Origin of the sequence: Saccharopolyspora endophytica (assembly GCF_018070075.1) — a bacterium.
Lineage (GTDB): Bacteria > Actinomycetota > Actinomycetes > Mycobacteriales > Pseudonocardiaceae > Saccharopolyspora > Saccharopolyspora endophytica.
The window spans coordinates 1-14,075 of record NZ_JAGPXE010000021.1; the positions used below are offsets into that span (position 1 = coordinate 1).

Consider the following 14,075-nt stretch of genomic DNA (forward strand, 5'->3'; position numbering starts at 1 on the left):
CCGATCCGACTTGCCGATCTTCTTCCGGTCTGCGCTCACAGCGTCAGAGCTCATCACTCACAGTGCCCATCCCGCCGGACCCACGCCCGGCGCGTCAGGCTGGAAACACCGTTACCCCGACAGTCCCTTCTGCTCTGCACATTCCTGGGGGTGTGGCACGACCTGCTCCGAAGGTGACGGTGATCCGGTTGGGCCACCGCAGTAGTGTCAGTATCGAATGAAATGAATGCGCCCGAGGCGGAATGGAAGGGCGACGGGCCCGTCGAAAGATCTGGTCGATGACCGCAGGATCGTTGACGGAGTCCGACTGGGAAACCGCATGTGCAGCCGTCGAAGACGGACGTTGGACTCGAAAAGCACGGCGGTCCGCCAGGAATGAATCCGTCGAATCCCCCGGCGCTGCTTCCGGTCGTTAGGAGGGGATTGGCGGCTAGCGTGATTCAGGTCGTAGAGTCGCCTGGTGGCTTCGGCCGGGCGTTGAGGGCTCGGCGGTAGCTGGCGAGAGCATCGGCCAGGTTGTGGCGGGCGGCCTCCGTCTGCGACTCGTCCGTTGCGTCGGACCGCAGGTGTGCATTCAATCCATCGGATGCTGCCGCTGCTCGCAGGCGGCGCTGTTCGACCTCGTTCATGCCGCCATCATCCGGTAACGGGCGTTCTCCCGAACGAGCTACCCGGCTGGGAGGGCAGCGCCACACGGGTTCGATGGCTGTGCCTTGATGGGCCCACCTGGCGGCGGGTCATCGTCGATGTCAGTGGACTGGCGGGCGACCAGCGGCCTGGTCGTCCTTCCGCCACGCAGGCAGGTGGCGCCAGGTTCGACGGAAGGGCGTGGAGGTGTGAAGGGTCGAAAGCCCTTGGGCGCGACCCGCCGGCCGGGCGCAGGCTGGCGCTGTGCAAACGCTGTGGAACGGTGTGATCAGTTTCGGGCTCGTCGCGATCCCGGTCGGGTTGGCCGCGGCGACGGAGTCGCGCTCGATCAGCTTCCGGCAGGTCCACCGAGCTGACGGGGCCCGGGTCCGCCACCAGCGGGTCTGCACCGCGGAAGACCGCCCGGTGTCGTGGGAGGAGATCGCCAAAGGCTACGAGCTGCCGGACGGCCGAATGGTGGTCATGTCCGACGACGAGCTCGCGGAGTTGCCGCTGCCCAGTGCACACACCATCGAGGTAGCCGAATTCGTCCCGGCAGGGACGGTGGATCCGATCTTGTTCGACCACTCGTACTTCCTGCAGCCGCGCCAGGTCGCACTCGGCGCCTACAGCCTGCTGCGTGACGCCATGATCGACACCGGCCACGTCGGGCTCGGGCGCGTAGCGATCCGGACCCGCGAGCGATTAGCGCTGCTGCGACCCTATGGGCCGGGTATCTGCCTGGTCACGCTGTTGTGGCCGGACGAGGTGCGGGAACCAGACTTCGGATGGCTCACCGACCAGACGCCGCAGCCCCGCGAGCAGGAACAACGGATGGCCGAACAGCTGGTGCTGTCGCTGGCGAGCACGACGTTCGACCTCACCGGCTACCGAGATCACTCGCGCGAGGCCCTGCAGGCGCTGATCGACGCCAAACTCGCCCACCGCGAGATCGCCGTTCCGGAACCGCGTACCCAGGAAGCCGCCGACCTCGAAGAGGCACTGCGGGCGAGCGTCGACCAAGCGCGCCAGACGCGCACCGCTGAGCAGCGTGGAACCGGATGACGGTGGCAAGCCCGAAGGCGACGAAGCGCCCCGCGTCGCCTTGTCCAGGTGATGCGGGGCGCTGTCGTGTTCGCCGGCGGCACTTCCCCTACCTCGGTGAACAGAGTGTGCTGTCGAGGCACACATCAGCCATACTAGACCACGTGTTCGAACACGTCGAGGCTCGGCCACCCGCACAACCGGGTGACGACCGGCAGCAGCGCCCACCGGTCCCGGTGCGGGTCGACCTCGCCGAGGCGTTCGTGACCCAGCCGCCGGCCTCGGGCGGCGTGCTGCCGGACGGGTGGGACATGACCGCGACCGTCGACGGTGAGCTCACCTGCTGGCTGCGTGACACTGCCGGGCGCTGGTGGGGCGAGGTCCGGATTCGCGTGCACCGCGGCGACGCGCCGGGAGCGGGCGGGATGCGGCACGTGTGGTGGCTACCGGCCCACGCGATCAGGCGCCGCTAACCCTTCGGGGCGCGTCGACATCGGCGACGCTCGCGCATCGCCTACTTCTCCGCAAGCCCATCTGGCAGGTTGTCCTGCTCCGCGTTGTCCGTTGCGGGCCTCGGGTGCCGTGGTGGTGGCGCTAAGCGGCGCTTGCGTGCCGCCCGGTTCAACTGCGTTGCTTCCTGAAGTTCGCTCAAATCAAGCACCATGCCGCACCCGACGATCGGCGGGGTGACCGGCAGGAGATAGCCGTACTGGTTCGCCACTCCGAGCTCGGGAGAGGTCAAAGCCAAGACGCCCTGTCACGCTCGGTCGCGCGAACCGGGTGACGGGCGTCTTGGCGTTTGCTACCCGTGCTGACTTACAGCTGGGAGTCGTAGTCGTTGAGGTCTGTGAGGGCTTTGTACAGCACCGGGTAGGCCTCGGTGGCCAGCTGGTGGGCTTGCTCGATAGCCGCAGTGGCGCCATTGAGCACATCGCTGCTGGAACCCTGCGCGGCTGAGGAGACCGTGCCCTGCAGCTCCTCGATGTTGTCGATCGCCTGCTGTAACCCCTGGGCCGCCAGGGCTCCGACCCGGTGCGAGTTCGCGAGTGCGATCCGAAGCTCTTCGATAGAGGACATTCGTTCCCTCTCGTCGTTGGAATGGACGTCGCGTCGCACCTGGCCGAGGGGTGGGGGGTGGCAGGTGCGACGCGACTTGGTGGCGGCCACGATTAGGGCCGCCTAGGCTGCGTGGTGGTGATGTTCCGCATTACCACCGCGTCGGTCGGGAGGTGCACTCTCCTGACCGGCGCATTTTCAGCATTTCGGGCAGACCGGATCGCCGCCGTCCTGTGGTGGGATCATGGGTCCGCTGCAGTTGGGGCAGGTGTTGCCGTAGACGCCGCTGCTGCCCAGTCCGAGTAGATACTTGGTGACGTCTGCGAGGAGTTCCTGCAGCTCGCACTCGGGGATCGTTGGGCGCTCTAGGGTTCGCGTCATGCTCACCTCTCATCGTGGTGCGCCTCCCGGCACTCGATGACCGCTTCCGTCCAGAGGCGCATCCGGTCGGTTTCTCGGCGGAAGTGGTAGTAGAGGCTCTCGCCCTTGCTGGCAACTTCGAGGTTGTCCGCGAAATCGTGGGCGACGTGGCCCTCGTCCCCGATGCAGCCCCAACTCTCCTTCCCGCTGTTGGTGCGGCCGATGAGATGCACCGTTTCGGGGTGCGCGTGCTTGCGGGTCATCGCCGCGACCCACTCGCACACGTCCTCTGGAGTCATCAGCACCGTCGTCGGCACCATCCGCAGCCGGTCATCACGGGTGGAGACGGTCGCGAACGAGTCGCCGTCGTCGATCTCGACATAGGCGTGCCAGTGCACACCGAGGCGCAGCCATCGATCGGGATCACGCATACAGGACAGGGCCTTTCACGGTTGGAACCCGCTCCGGTACCGGCAGGAGTGGTGGGAACGTCACGGCACCGGAGCGGGAGATGTGGGGGGTGGATCAACAGCGGCGCTGGGACTTGTTGGCCTGCTGCTGCAGTAGCCATTCGCGCGCGCGGGTCAGGAGGTCGTTGTCGTCGCGCCAGCCCTCGGGGTTGACGGGGATTCGGGCGACGATGCGGCGGTTATCCCACGTTGCCCCGAGGCCGACGCCGCGCAGTACGACCATGTGCTCGTCGCCGCGTTCCCACCGGAACGTCCACCCGCCCTCTTCCACCCACGAGGTGGGGTGCAGAACCATGCGCGCTCTCCTGATCACGAAAAGGCAGGGGGGTTGCCCCCTCGGGGGCCTGGTGTTCGGGGGATCACCAGGCCCCCGAGGGGCCCCGTCGACGTGGTGTGACTGCGCGTCGACGGGGCGCCGCGTGGCGGCAGACGAGCCACGCGGCCGAGCTCCGACACTCGGCGGCGTCCGATGGGGGAAGTGTCGGAGCACGACAGGTCAAGAGCCGATGTAGGGGCGGGCCGTCCCAGTTTCGTGCCCATCGATCGAGTCGCCGAATCGCATCGGGCCGAGGACCGCGGTCTGTTCGAGTTCTGCGAGTTCGCCGGCCAGGTCCCCGGCGATCGTTGCGAATCGAGGTTCGCGCTCCGTCTGGTCGACGAGCTGCGACACGCGTAGCGAACCCTCAACACCGCCACCGTGCTTGCCCGGTGTCCCGAAGTAGCCACGGCCCAGCCATGCGCAGAGCCCCACCAACAGCAAGGCGCCGAGTATGAGGGTCGAGAGCTGAGCGAACTGGGTCATTTCTCGATCACCACTGAGATCACGTCGCCGTCGATCGCGGCCGGCCGTTCCTCGGCGCGTAAGGCACCGGCGAGCCGGTCGCACACTCGCGCGAGTTCCTCCCGCTCGTCGGCGCGCAGGTGCCCGGCTTCGACGTTGTCGATCGCTGCGGCGATCGAGACGATGGCTGCTCGCATGAGGTTGGCGGTCTGGCCCGTTTTCATGCACTCACCGCCACCGGCGGGATGATTCCTGACAGCTCGTAGGTGTGTGCTCGGCACGGTGCGCACACGGGCCACAGCCACGATTCGTCGCCGCTGTGCGCGCGATGCGTGCCGCCGCAGAGCACACCAACCTCAGTGTTGTCGGGGTAGGCGAGCCCGCCGTTGGGGTGCGGGTCTGTGCTTGCGTGGCGCAGGCCTCCCGCGGGCACCCAATGGAACGGGTGGGGACTCCACATGGCAACAGTCCTTCACCGTGAGCGTGATGCGGGACCATACGATAAGTACATGTCCGCACGTTTATGTTCAGAACACATCTTCTTGTTCATGAACATTGAGGGCAATACTCCCACCGGGTGACGTGCCGTATTCGGGTGTTCACGCGCTAGCATCTTGTTCATGGCCAGCACAGCAGGTACTCCCCGCGCTCGGGAGCTCGGAGCCAAGCTGCGAAAGCACCGCAACGCCGCCGGACTCACAACCGCGCAGGTCGGGGCCGGAGTCGGGCGCGGTCACTCCTACGTATCGCGTTGGGAAAACGGCAAGCTCGTACCTTCCCCGGAAGACACGGCAAGCGTGCTCACTGTGTGCGGTGTGAACGGTGCCGAGCGTGATCGACTGCTAAAACTTGCTCGCGAGGCTGCCGATCCGGACTGGCTCGCGCCTGGCGTTGACCAACAACTCGCGGCGCTCGGCGAATACGAGCGATCCGCGAGTCAGATCCTTGCCGCCGAGCCGATGCTCATCCCTGGCCTGTGCCAAACGTTTGACTACGCCACGGCAACCGTGGCAGCGTTCGGCGCTGCCCGTGCTGAGGCTGAACAGCAAGCCATGACTCGGCTCGGACGACAGCACATTTTGACCGATCCCACGTCGAAGCGATTTGAGGCGTTCATCGGGGAGTACGCGCTGCGCTACTCGACATGTCCCCGTGAGGCCATGAGTGGGCAACTCCACCGGCTCATTGAGCTCGGACAACGTGACAACGTCACGATTCGAGTCGTCCGTCTGGATACCCCGCTGGTTGAAATGACGCACGGGTCATGGACTCTGATGTCGTTTGAGGACACGACACCGGTCGTGTATCTCGAACATCTCGGGTCAACGGCGGCGATCACCGATCGGCGAACGGTGACCCGCTGTGAAGTCGCGGCGGAATCGCTGCGCGAAAAAGCGATGAGCCCGGCGGAGTCGGCTGAGCTCATCGCTGATCTGGTGTGACGGAAATGGAGAAAATTCCCATGACGACGGTACCCCGTCCTGGCAAGTGGCGGAAATCCAGCAAGAGCGGCGAAAAGAACTGCGTCGAGGTCGCCGAGTACGGCGATGGTGCCGCGGTGCGCGACACCAAGAACCGTAGCCAGGGCTACTTCACCGCTACCCCCACTCAGTGGCAGGCGTTCTTGGACGCGATCAAATCGGACCGCTTCGAGGCCTGACCAACCTCACAAGGTGCCCGCCTGACGAGCTCGCCAGGCGGGCACCTTGTTTACAGCAGGTGCCTTAGACCCGTATGAAGCAGTTGGGTCATGTGACCACATCCGACCGGGTCGATTACGGGCCGGTGGGATGTGGTCAGAGCCCCTGGTGGGAACCGCTTCCGTGATCGAGGCCGTGCTCGTCGTCGTAGCCGTAGCGGTCGTCGTGGTCGTGTTCGCTGGCGCGGCGGATCGCGTCGTCGCGGTAGTCAAGGTGTTGTTCCGTGTGTTCGTCGTGGTGGTCCTGGTGGGTTTCCAGGATTTGGTCGCGTAGGGCTTCGAGGCGTTCGAGGGCGTCGTCGCGTTGGAAGTGCTGGTTCGGGTTGGTCATGATGGTGCTCCATTTGTCGGTGATGTCCCGCCAAGCGGTGGCTTTGGCGGTAGGGCCGCTGGGCTCTGGGCCCAGTGGCACGTCTGGGTTGGTGGTGTGGATGCGGTAGGTCTCGCGGTAGGCCGCGGCGAGTCCGACGACGTTGTCCCAGGATTCAGCGGCAGCTGGCTCCTGCGGCCGAGGACCAAGGCTGGAGGCCCACGCGGGTGGGTCGGTGGCGACGTCGTCGCGGATTTCGGTGAGTCGGGTGTGGATGGTGGTGGTGAGTTCGTCGAGCCGGTCCCCGAGAGCGGGATTAGTGGTGTGCAAGGTGCGATGCGGACAATCCAGCCACGGCAGCCCAGAATTGTCGGCGCGGTGCTGGGATTGGTGGGCGAGGTGGTTGACGAGGGTTTGGGCGGTGTGGCGGTGGGCGTCCATGGGGTCGTTGGCCGGCCGGTTGGCGAGCTTGCGGGCTGCGTTGGCGACTGCGGTGTCGACGTTGAGGCCTGTGGCAGCGCCGGCGGCGGCGTGGCGCCAAACCAGCTTCCAGTCGTCAGTAATTTCGGTGTTCGGCGTGTAGCGGGTGACGATGTCGCGCCACCGGTCGAGTTGGTCAGGGGTGGGTTCGGTGGTGCGCGCGGGTGGCTGGTGGTCGGCGATGTGGGATTCGATGCGCCACCGCAGCACGGCGGCGAGGTCGTCGGTGTGGTCGCGGCCGCGGGTAGTGGCGGCTCGGGCGATGAGGCGGTCGGGCTGCCAGCCTTGTGCTTCGGCGCGCCGCAGGGTGGCCAGCAGCGCGGGCTCGGCGGGTTGACCGAGTGCGTTGGGGGCGTGTTCGGACAGGGCTTGGCGCGAGACGTGGTCGATGAGTTGACGGCTGAGGTCGCGATGCTGTGCGACGAGTACGGAGAGCGGTTCGGTCGCGGTCTGGTGCAGGGGCTCGGCGAAGGTGCGCAGGAGTTCGTCGGTGTCGATGTCGGTGCGGAGCTGTTCGACCGCGTCGGCTTGTTCGTGGGTGTGGTCGGCGGGGCGCCATTGTTCGAGGAGGTCTGCGTAGGCGCGTGCGCGTAGTCCGTTGCCTTGGGGTCGTGGTCCGAGGGGGTGGGCGGGGTCGTTGCTGGTGATGTTGTAGGTGTCGCGGTAGGCGGCGGCGAGTCCGGCGATGCTGTCCCAGCGTTCGGCCGCTTCCGGGCTTTCGGGTCGTGGGCCGAGGGAGGCGGTCCAGGCGGGTGGGTCGGCGGAGACCTGGGCGCGAAGCTCGGTGTGGCGGGCGTGGATCGCGGCGTCGAGCCGTTCGAGGTAGTCGTTCATGTCCTCGGACAGAACCCGGGTTTCGGGTCGCGCCAGCCAGGGCAGCACGGGGTTCCAGCCGTGGCCGTGGGCGCGCTGCTCGGCCAGCGCTGCGGTGACGGTGTCGGCGCTGTAGCGGTGGGCCTCCATCGGGTCGTGGCCGGGGCGTTGGGCGAGTTGGCGGGCCGCGGTGGCCACGGCGGCGTCGCCGTCCAGGCCCTCGTCGACGCCGGCGGCGGCGAGCTTCCACACGCGGTCCCACGCGGGTTCGTTCACGTCGGCGGTGGGTTTGTGGTGTTGGACGAGGGCACGCCAGTGGGTGAGTTGGTGCTGTGTGGGTGCGCCGAGGCGGGGCGGGGGTGTGTCGTGCATCAGGCGTTGGGCGATGCGCCATTGCAGGACACCGGCGGGGTCGTCGGTGTCGGTGAGGGGGCCTTGGTTGAGGGCGGCGAGGATGAGGTGTTCGGGTTGCCAGCCGAGGTCTTCGGCGGTGCGCACGGTTTGCCGCAGGGCGGGTGCGGCGGGATGGTCGAGCAGGTGCGGGGCGTGGTCGGTGAGCACGGATTCGATGCGGGTGTCGGTGTGCAGGTGCGCGACGAAGTCGTGGTGCCCGATGAGGGTGCGCAGCGATTCGGCTTTCTCCAGCGAGCCCCGCAGTTCCTCGGTGGCCGAGGTTTCGGCCGACGAGCGCTCGAGGGCGGCCTTCATGACACCGAGCGCGGTGCTCTCGGGTGGGGTTTCCTGGTGGGAGTCGATGGTGTGCTGGAGGGTTTCGACGTAGCTGTAGTTGTGGTGGATGGCGCGGGTCATCTGGGTGTAGAGCTGTTCGCGGGACAGTCCGCGGGTGACGAGGCTGTGGGCGTTGCCGTTGATGGACATGCCTTGGGCGCGGTTGACGGTGGTGGCGTAGGCGAGTTCGACGTGTTCGGCGACGTAGTGGGCGGGCAGCGTCACCGTGGCCTTGTGGGTGTGGTGGCGGAGTGTGAGTCCTCCGCTGCGGGTGACGGCCTTGACGGTCCAGGTGTCGCCGTTTTTGACGAAGTCCTTGCCCCGGAACAGGGTGGTGAGGCGGTCGTTGCTGCGGGTGACGACCAGGTCTCCGGTGCTGGCGTGGGTGCCGTCGTGCAACGCGACGCTGCGACCGGCGTGGTCGACGTCGCCGCGGCGCAGGCGTAGTTGGCGGGCTTGGTGGTTGAGGGCGGTGACGTCGTCATTGGCGGGCACGATCAGCAGCGACGGACACCCGGCGTCCAGGTCGTTGCGCCAGGCGTGGTGGGCGGCATCACGCATGGTCTCCCGGCTGCCTGCCTGCACCCAGTTCTGCTCGAAGTAGTAGTCGAGCCCCGCAGGGTTGGCGTCGTGCAGCAGGAGGGAGGCCTTGGATTGGTCGGGGTCGGCGAAGCGCACGACTTCGTTGAGGCGCAGGGCACCGTTGCGGTGGGCGAACCAGCGCACCGCGCCACCGGCCTCCACGGCGGTGAGTTGGCGGTCGTCGCCGACCAGGCGCACGTCGGCGCCGCGGTCGAGTGCGTAGCGGACGACGGCGTGGAGGGTGTGGGTGCCGGCCATCGCGGCCTCGTCCACGATGAGCACATCACCCCGGGCAAAAGGGAACGCGAACTGCGCGAATCCGAACTTCTGCGCGGTGGTGACTTGATGCAGCGTGTGCGGCTCGGCGCCGATGGAGTTGCCGAGCTCTTGAGCGGCACGGGCGCTGGGGCCGAACGCATACACCGTGCCCGCCTCGGCACGCCAGGCTTCGGCGAAGGCGCGCATGGTGGTGGTCTTGCCGGTCCCGGCCGGTGCGTAGAGCAGCTGCACGCGGCGTCCTGAGGTGGCGAACGCGCGGACCGCTTTGGCCTGGCCGTCGTTGAGCTTCGTACCCCGCAGGGCCTTCTCGACCGCGGAGGTGCTGATGCGGGTGCCGTCTCGGCGGCGTCCCCAGGCCGCGAGGGCGGCTTCTTCGCGCAGGGTCCGGTGGGTGGTGAAGCGCTGCGCGTTGTGCTCGGTGAACACGCTTTCGCCGTTGGCGCGGCGAAGCTCGGCTGGTTCGTCCACGAGCGAGGGCGCCTGCAAGCCGACGGTGTCGGAGTCGAGCAGAACCGCTTCCACGATCTGGGCGATGAGGGTGTCTCGGGTGTTGTCCGGTACGCGCAGGTGGGCGGATTGACGGTGCGCTTCGGCTTCGATGTTCCAGATGTTGAAGTGGCTGTGGTGGTCGGAGACCGTGGCCAGAGTGCGGGCGGCGAGGTCGGCGACATCGACTTCGGCGAGGGCTTCGGGCTCGCCACCGAAGCCCCGTTGCCCCAGGCCGGCGAGCGTGTCCGGGTCGAGGATCTCGCGGGCTTGAGCCCGCCAGCGCCGTACGTGCTCGGCGAGCGTGCGGGGTGCTTGCTTGGCGTCTCGGGTGCCGTACTGGGCGCGGCGCCCGATTTCCAGGATGTCCTTCGGTGACGGTTCACGACCGTGGGTGTCGCGGAATTCCACGATGGCACGGGCGCGTTCTTGCTCCACGGCAGAGGCACGTCGGGAGAACCCGGCCAAGAGTTCGTTGGGGATCCCGTCGAGTTCCCAGACAGGGCGTTTGAGGTCGATCCCGCCGGTGGGTTTCAACCGCCACGACGCCCCGTGCTCGCGAAACAGGTCACGCAGACGACTGTTGTAGTACTCCGACGTGGTCACCGCGGCGGCGAGCACGGTGCGCCCGTCGAGGCTGGTCCAGGTTCCGTCGGGGCCCTGGACTTTGGTGCTGATGGGCACGTGGGTGTGCAGGTGCGGGTCTCCGGCGCGACTATCCCAGTGCTCGAAGCAGGCGGCAGTGATGCCGCGGGCGTCGTATTGGGCGTAGCCGCCGGCGCCTTTGCGGGTGTGGGCGACGTTGTCCTCGAAGTACTGCAACGTGTCGCGCACGGCTTGGCGGTGCAACTCCACGATCTGTTCGCGGGTGGCCTCATCGGACAGTGCCCAGGCGACGCTGACGGATTTGGGCGGGGCGAAGACGAGTTCGTAGCCACTGGTGGCGTTTTTCATCCGCTTCTTCTGCTGCGCCAGCCACTCTTTGAGCTCAGTGTCAGTGGGCCGGGTTCCGTCGTGGGCGTCGGCGTAGGCCCGGGCCTGCACGTCGTGCCGGATGCGGGCGCGCGTGGCCTCGTCGATGGGCGCCCCGATGGGGCGGTCGTGTTCGAGGTTGTGGGCCTTGTAGGCGTCGCTGACACGGGTGCGTAGGTCGTCGATCTCACTGTGCCGCGGGAACCGTCGCCCGAGCTTGGTGGCCTCCAGCGCCTCCTTCGGTGAGGCCCCGGCGGCGATGAGGTCGGCTTCGAGCCGGTCAGAATTCGGGTGTCGTCCCTCACCGAACAACGCCTGCATCTGCGCCGCGGTCACCTCACCATCCACACCCAGCTCGGCGGCTCCGCGGCCGAACCACTGCCCGGGCGGGTAGCCGTGCGCGGTGTAGTAGTCCGCCAGGGACTCACCCGCATCGAGGTCGCGGTCGCCGCAGGCGACGCTGCCAGTCAGGTACTCGTGACCGCTGGGCGACATCTTGCGCACACCGATCACATCGCCCCCAACCCTGAAATCACATGCGCGAACGTGCTTTCACGCTAGGCCGCATGGATGGGGCTTCTGTCGCAGACGAAATCGATACAGTTCCGGGGAGCACTTCAAGTGCAAGAGGTGCTGTGTGCCAGGTGAGGGGGCCGGCGAACAGACGCCGGCGCGATCGCGAGGTGAGGCGCCGGCCGCAACGTGACCAGCCGCGACAACTAGGCCACGGCACCAACTGGACACGCGGGCACGACAGCCGACCCGCGACAACCAAGCCACGACACGAACCGGCCGGAGCAAGGCGAGAACAACGGACGCGCACACGAAAAGAGACCCCCGGTCTCATGACCGGGGGTCTCGCGCGGTGCGGTAGCAGGGCTAGGCGGCGGCAAGCACCCGTTCGGCCGCGCTGGCGGTCGCCGCGTTCTCCGGCGCGGGCGGGTTGTCGAGGGTGCGGCAGCTGGCGCACTGCCCGTCGTCGGCGGGCTGCTGGCGAAGATCACGCGGGCCGCGCTCGGCGGCGCACGTCGCGCACGCGGCCAGCTGCACCACCTTCGCTGTTTCCTTGTCGGTGTGGGGTACGTGGGTTGTGACCCACGCGGCGATGGTGTCGCGGTCGGCCCCAGTGTGACGCGCCCATTCCTGCCGGAGATGGTTCAGGGCAGCGGGGTAGTGCTCCCAGATGTAGGCGCAGAGGGCTTCGAGCATCTGCGCACGGTTGGCGTCGTCGGGCACCTGGATGCCGGGGCGTTCGGCGTCGCGGCACTCACCGCACAACCCGTCGTGTTGCTGGCGGTCGGCGCGGCTGGGCTCCACGTGGCAACCCAGCGCCACGCACGGGCGGCCGTTGCCGCGCACGGCGGTGCGGCGCGGGTCGCGGCTGTCGCGGTCCTGGGCGGCGGGATCGACTGCCAGGCGTTCGTAGTCGATGGCGTGGCCCGGGTGTCCGCCACTGGGCCGCTGCGTCGTGGTGTCGGGGGCGGGGCCGTCTTCGGTGTCGGTGTAGGAGAGGTGGAGGGCCAGGGACTGGGCGGCTTGGCGACGCTGACGACGGTCCCGCCGCGCTTGCGGGTTACGGCTGCGGGTGACCGTGCCGCCGCGTCGTCGGGAGGCGCGGGCGCGCTGGATGCTGTGGCGGTCCCAGCGCGGGCCGTCCTCCGGCGCGGGCTCGGGTTCGCGGGTGGACTGGTCCTCGGGGCGGGGTGCGCAGGCTTCGATGACGGCACGCACGCGCGGGTCGGTAGCGCGCTGCCAGTAGCCACGCAAAAGGGTGGTTCCGGTGCGCGGGTAGGACGCCAGGATCCGGCCGCACTCCAGCAGCGCGGCGAGCTCGGTGTCATCGGCGGCGGTCAGCGTCACGGACCACTGCTCCCGCGCGGCGCGCAAGTTACCGGTGCGCAGCAGTGCGGCCACCGAGGCGACAGAATCGGAAATCGTCACAGAATGCGACATAAAAACCCCAAATACTGTGGTTGATGTGTAGCAAATCCGGGATTGGCGGTTCCCGGTTGATGCACTACCATTCTATCCAAATTGGGGCAATAAATGCAGGGCGAAAGCGATTTCGCCAATGGTGCTTTCGAGTGATTTCGATGAGTCAATCGAATTCAATTCAACAGCGCTGCGACATGCGAAAACACGTCTTGGGCGATGCACGCAAGGGTGGTTGGTTTTCGCCGTCGTTTCGATAGAGGCCATCACTCCGTTTGGGGTCGCCGGGTCAAGGGTGGGGCCCCGGAATGGGTGCACAATTCTTCGGAGTTTACGGAGAAGAATTGTGTGCGTATTCCGGGGTGCCCTTGACGCGGTGGGCCCAAACGCCGAGACAATCCGGCCGTCGAAACGCCGGGAAAACCAACCACCCGCCCACCGGAACCCGGCTGTCTCAAGGTGCCGGGCACTCAACCCGCCCGCCGATCCCTGCACCGGATGGGACGTGACGACGTTTCGGTCAGCTGGCCCGGCGCCGGTGCTCGGCTGGCTACACTGATCACGCGTCCGGCGCGACGGGCTAACTGTGGGCCTTTGTGCGTGTCGGGCGGTTGCCGGGTGTGGTCTTGGCGGAGCCGCCGCGCTGTGGCGGTTAGCCCTGCGGGGCTAACGCACTCGGCGCGCGGGGGTGCCTGCCTCAGGGCCGGGCACCCCCGCCTCTTTCTTCTCCAGCCCGAGTGCCCGTCACGGGCATGGATGTGGGCGAGGTGCGACGGATCCCCGCTGCGGCTGCTTACCGTCGAGTCACGCTAGAACCATTCCGGTGGAGGGAGAGCGTGATGACCGCATCAGCATCCCGTGGGGGTCGCAGGCCGCGTCGTTCCACTCGGGTGAGCCAGAGCTTGCAGAAGGCGAGGGAACGTAACGCCGAGCAGCTCGCCGCACAAAAAGAGCGTGAGCAGTTGGTGGAGGACAACCTGGTCGAGTTCGTCGACGCCGGGGAGATCATCGCAGCCGAACACGCCGCGCTGGAGGACAAACTCGACGCCCTGCGCCGCAAGATCGACTACGTGCGCGCCGAATCCGAGCAGCGCGTCGCAGGGCAGCACAGTCGGCAGGCCGCGGCGGCGTGGGCGATCCACGAACACGGCGGCCGCAGCGCAGCCCAAGTAGCCGAGCTGTTGGAGCTGCGCAGCGAGAAGGAAGCACGACGGCTGATCAACACCGGACGCTCCGGGAACGCGAATCGGGACTCATCTCCGGTGCGTGTAACCGGCGAGCACGAACCTGCACCTCATGGTGAGGACGCAGAACCGCCGGATACCGTCCCGCAAAGGTGATCGGGAGCCGGGTCGCCGGACGCGGCGATGCTGGACAGGGATGCGTCACAGGATGGTGGGCAGCGCGACGCTGGGTAAGACCGGGGACGCCCGACCGGCAACGGGTTAGGTTCCG

At 67.4% G+C, this 14,075-nt stretch carries 14 protein-coding genes; 5 read left to right on the forward strand and 9 right to left on the reverse strand.

Annotated features, from left to right (window positions below; translation table 11 throughout):
- Window positions 1–440: 440 nt before the first annotated feature.
- Window positions 441–629, reverse strand: a complete 189-nt coding sequence (locus KBO27_RS31870) for a hypothetical protein (RefSeq protein ID WP_210973571.1) — start codon at window positions 627–629, stop codon at window positions 441–443.
- 262 nt (window positions 630–891) lie between these two features.
- Here KBO27_RS31870 and ku point away from each other — a divergent pair, with 262 nt between their 5' ends.
- On the forward strand, window positions 892–1,692 hold the full coding sequence (ku, locus tag KBO27_RS31875) for a non-homologous end joining protein Ku (RefSeq protein ID WP_210973572.1): 801 nt from the start codon (window positions 892–894) through the stop codon (window positions 1,690–1,692).
- A 143-nt stretch (window positions 1,693–1,835) separates the two neighbouring features.
- Window positions 1,836–2,144 (forward strand): hypothetical protein, encoded by a 309-nt coding sequence (locus KBO27_RS31880; RefSeq protein WP_210973573.1) that lies wholly within the window; start codon window positions 1,836–1,838, stop codon window positions 2,142–2,144.
- 343 nt (window positions 2,145–2,487) lie between these two features.
- Here KBO27_RS31880 and KBO27_RS31885 read toward each other — a convergent pair whose 3' ends face one another.
- The 6 genes from KBO27_RS31885 to KBO27_RS31910 all read right to left on the reverse strand — a co-directional run bounded on the left by KBO27_RS31885 (window position 2,488) and on the right by KBO27_RS31910 (window position 4,562).
- Window positions 2,488–2,748: a hypothetical protein gene (locus tag KBO27_RS31885; RefSeq protein ID WP_210973574.1), complete on the reverse strand. Its 261-nt coding sequence runs from the start codon at window positions 2,746–2,748 to the stop codon at window positions 2,488–2,490.
- A gap of 177 nt (window positions 2,749–2,925) precedes the next feature.
- Complete coding sequence (locus KBO27_RS31890; protein WP_210973575.1) at window positions 2,926–3,108, reverse strand: hypothetical protein; 183 nt, start codon at window positions 3,106–3,108, stop codon at window positions 2,926–2,928.
- 2 nt (window positions 3,109–3,110) lie between these two features.
- Complete coding sequence (locus tag KBO27_RS31895) at window positions 3,111–3,518, reverse strand: hypothetical protein (RefSeq protein WP_210973576.1); 408 nt, start codon at window positions 3,516–3,518, stop codon at window positions 3,111–3,113.
- Window positions 3,519–3,612: 94 nt separating this feature from the next.
- Complete coding sequence (locus KBO27_RS31900) at window positions 3,613–3,852, reverse strand: hypothetical protein (protein WP_210973577.1); 240 nt, start codon at window positions 3,850–3,852, stop codon at window positions 3,613–3,615.
- Window positions 3,853–4,053: 201 nt separating this feature from the next.
- Window positions 4,054–4,359: a hypothetical protein gene (locus tag KBO27_RS31905; RefSeq protein WP_210973578.1), complete on the reverse strand. Its 306-nt coding sequence runs from the start codon at window positions 4,357–4,359 to the stop codon at window positions 4,054–4,056.
- Window positions 4,356–4,562 carry a hypothetical protein gene (locus tag KBO27_RS31910; RefSeq protein ID WP_210973579.1) on the reverse strand — a complete coding sequence of 69 codons (207 nt, stop codon included), beginning with the start codon at window positions 4,560–4,562 and terminating at the stop codon, window positions 4,356–4,358. Before KBO27_RS31910 ends, KBO27_RS31905 begins: the two co-directional genes overlap by 4 nt.
- 396 nt (window positions 4,563–4,958) lie before the next feature.
- Between KBO27_RS31910 and KBO27_RS31915 the strand changes: the two genes are divergently transcribed.
- Both KBO27_RS31915 and KBO27_RS31920 read left to right on the forward strand, forming a co-directional pair.
- Window positions 4,959–5,780 (forward strand): helix-turn-helix domain-containing protein, encoded by an 822-nt coding sequence (locus tag KBO27_RS31915; RefSeq protein ID WP_210973580.1) that lies wholly within the window; start codon window positions 4,959–4,961, stop codon window positions 5,778–5,780.
- Between the two features lie 20 nt (window positions 5,781–5,800).
- Window positions 5,801–5,998: a DUF397 domain-containing protein gene (locus KBO27_RS31920; RefSeq protein ID WP_210973581.1), complete on the forward strand. Its 198-nt coding sequence runs from the start codon at window positions 5,801–5,803 to the stop codon at window positions 5,996–5,998.
- Window positions 5,999–6,134: 136 nt separating this feature from the next.
- On the opposite strand, the gene mobF is transcribed toward KBO27_RS31920, so the two are convergent.
- Window positions 6,135–11,183: a MobF family relaxase gene (gene mobF, locus KBO27_RS31925; RefSeq protein ID WP_246538709.1), complete on the reverse strand. Its 5,049-nt coding sequence runs from the start codon at window positions 11,181–11,183 to the stop codon at window positions 6,135–6,137.
- Between the two features lie 384 nt (window positions 11,184–11,567).
- The gene (locus KBO27_RS31930; RefSeq protein WP_210973583.1) at window positions 11,568–12,629 is read right to left on the reverse strand and encodes a hypothetical protein; all 1,062 of its coding nucleotides are present in this window, start codon (window positions 12,627–12,629) and stop codon (window positions 11,568–11,570) included.
- An 881-nt stretch (window positions 12,630–13,510) separates the two neighbouring features.
- On the opposite strand from KBO27_RS31930, the gene KBO27_RS31935 reads away from it, so the two are divergent.
- Window positions 13,511–13,960 (forward strand): hypothetical protein, encoded by a 450-nt coding sequence (locus KBO27_RS31935; RefSeq protein ID WP_210973584.1) that lies wholly within the window; start codon window positions 13,511–13,513, stop codon window positions 13,958–13,960.
- Window positions 13,961–14,075: the final 115 nt, after the last annotated feature.

Excerpts from the sequence above, each read along its gene's own strand:
- KBO27_RS31900 (WP_210973577.1), bottom strand. The coding sequence starts at position 3,852 with ATGGTTCTGCACCCCACCTCGTGGGTGGAAGAGGGCGGGTGGACGTTC.
- KBO27_RS31890 (WP_210973575.1), bottom strand. The coding sequence starts at position 3,108 with ATGACGCGAACCCTAGAGCGCCCAACGATCCCCGAGTGCGAGCTGCAG.
- KBO27_RS31910 (WP_210973579.1), bottom strand. The coding sequence starts at position 4,562 with ATGAAAACGGGCCAGACCGCCAACCTCATGCGAGCAGCCATCGTCTCG.
- KBO27_RS31905 (WP_210973578.1), bottom strand. The coding sequence starts at position 4,359 with ATGACCCAGTTCGCTCAGCTCTCGACCCTCATACTCGGCGCCTTGCTG.
- KBO27_RS31885 (WP_210973574.1), bottom strand. The coding sequence starts at position 2,748 with ATGTCCTCTATCGAAGAGCTTCGGATCGCACTCGCGAACTCGCACCGG.
- KBO27_RS31915 (WP_210973580.1), top strand. The coding sequence starts at position 4,959 with ATGGCCAGCACAGCAGGTACTCCCCGCGCTCGGGAGCTCGGAGCCAAG.
- KBO27_RS31920 (WP_210973581.1), top strand. The coding sequence starts at position 5,801 with ATGACGACGGTACCCCGTCCTGGCAAGTGGCGGAAATCCAGCAAGAGC.
- mobF (WP_246538709.1), bottom strand. The coding sequence starts at position 11,183 with ATGTCGCCCAGCGGTCACGAGTACCTGACTGGCAGCGTCGCCTGCGGC.
- KBO27_RS31895 (WP_210973576.1), bottom strand. The coding sequence starts at position 3,518 with ATGCGTGATCCCGATCGATGGCTGCGCCTCGGTGTGCACTGGCACGCC.
- KBO27_RS31870 (WP_210973571.1), bottom strand. The coding sequence starts at position 629 with ATGAACGAGGTCGAACAGCGCCGCCTGCGAGCAGCGGCAGCATCCGAT.